Consider the following 1,604-nt stretch of genomic DNA (forward strand, 5'->3'; position numbering starts at 1 on the left):
GTCAGCAAGCGACACAATATGCTCATGCTGCGCCAGTTTCGTTCTCCACTCTGCCGGGATGCCCTGCCAGCCATAAAGTGCACCAGCCAGTTGCCACACTGTCTGCGTCATCCGCCAGGTTGGCGGCGAGAGCACGGTATCCCGGAAATTATCGGTGTGCCAGACAGCCCAGAGCGCGGCTTCCAGGGTATCAATCACATAGCCACTGGAACGGATTTCATCGCGGGTTTTATGCCAGTAAGTTCTGGCTGAAAGGGATCAAACTCATTGTGAAAAGAGGGGTTGATACCTCAGCTATTGCATTCAATATCAGGCGCGCCTATTTAATTCATTTAAAGAATCACTTATTCAAAACCAGCTAAACAAAACAGTAAAAATGGACATCATTAATAATAACTAATATAAATTCCACAATTAAATGATTTTGTTTCGAAAGAGACCGAGATACGCCCCCAAGAAAACTCCCATCTATAGCCATGATCTATTTTCACATAATCATCCGATAAGCGAAGCTCATTGAAAAGCCAGTTAAAAAGCTCATCAATCTCATATTCCAACATATTAATATCACTCCTTTCCTCCCAGTTAGATAGTGAGCGATAATATACCCCACCCTTATTAACAAAATATAACATGAATGGAGTATTTTCAAAACATGCAGGCCTAATCGTTAATTCAAAAACTCTCCCCATCCATAAAATATCATTGACCAAATAATGATAAGGAATTATCTGATTAGCTTCATTTACATTTTTTAATTTATCATAAATCGACGAAACGACCCACTCATTGTGGTCTTTAGCCTCCAAACGCTCACCATTAAAAAGTAACGCACCTGAAGAAATATCAATATTAAAATCAATCATATATCTATTACCTTGCCAGGAATCAATAAATGCCTTAATTCTTCTGGAATGAAGAATTGCAACCCACCACCTTTACCATATATTTCATTCGCACCAGCTCGCCCATAAGCAACATTAATGTCTTCTGAAACATAGTATGCTCTAGCTTGTGTTCTAACAGGCCATCTAGGATCTAACTTAATCTGTAATGCTTGATGGTAACCAATAGGATCGCCTTTGAATTGTCTTATAGTTGGATAAGTAACTGTATAGGCTGGTTGTTGATTTCCATTAGGATGTAAAGCATACAATATTGTTCCCTTCTTCAATTTCCTATTAGTATAAACATCGCCCCCTGGATAGTCATCATTCCCTGGACCTTGCCATTTAGTCGCTTCTTTAGATGGGTCATTACACTTACTCAACCCCAACGGATCCACCCAGCCCTGCGCATTTGGCGCGTACTGGTACAGGTTCAGTCCGCCTGCCAGCCCTATCGGGTCCTGCTGCGTGAACCGCCCGCTGTCCGGGTCGTAATACCTGAAAGGTTACAGGAATTTACTTACTGGTATTCACTGAGGCGGGCAACAACAGGAAGGGAAAAAGAATATAAGGGAAAAACACCAACAGAATAATCACAAACCGCGAGTAACCGGCGTCATTGATTCTGCGAACCGCGGAAGCCAGTAACGGCAGGATAAAACACAGTAACAGAATAATGCTGGTATCCTCCGCAGAGGATAATCTCAGCCAGCCGAA

At 42.1% G+C, this 1,604-nt stretch carries 2 protein-coding genes and 2 pseudogenes; all 4 read right to left on the reverse strand.

The features are described 5' to 3' along the window. A pseudogene (locus DES37_RS25415) lies at window positions 1-240 on the reverse strand (ADP-ribosylglycohydrolase family protein); the annotation flags it as partial. A 146-nt stretch (window positions 241-386) separates the two neighbouring features. Beyond that, window positions 387-866, reverse strand: coding sequence for a hypothetical protein (locus DES37_RS25420; protein WP_110028301.1), 480 nt, complete (start codon window positions 864-866; stop codon window positions 387-389). Then, window positions 863-1,390: pseudogene (locus DES37_RS25425) on the reverse strand (RHS repeat-associated core domain-containing protein); the annotation flags it as partial. The gene DES37_RS25420 and the pseudogene DES37_RS25425, both read right to left, overlap by 4 nt. Before the next feature lie 13 nt (window positions 1,391-1,403). Continuing rightward, on the reverse strand, window positions 1,404-1,604 hold a 201-nt coding region (locus DES37_RS25720; protein WP_425451746.1), incomplete at its 5' end, for a DUF805 domain-containing protein.

Origin of the sequence: Mangrovibacter plantisponsor, assembly GCF_003182475.1 — a bacterium.
Classification (GTDB): Bacteria; Pseudomonadota; Gammaproteobacteria; order Enterobacterales; family Enterobacteriaceae; genus Mangrovibacter; species Mangrovibacter plantisponsor.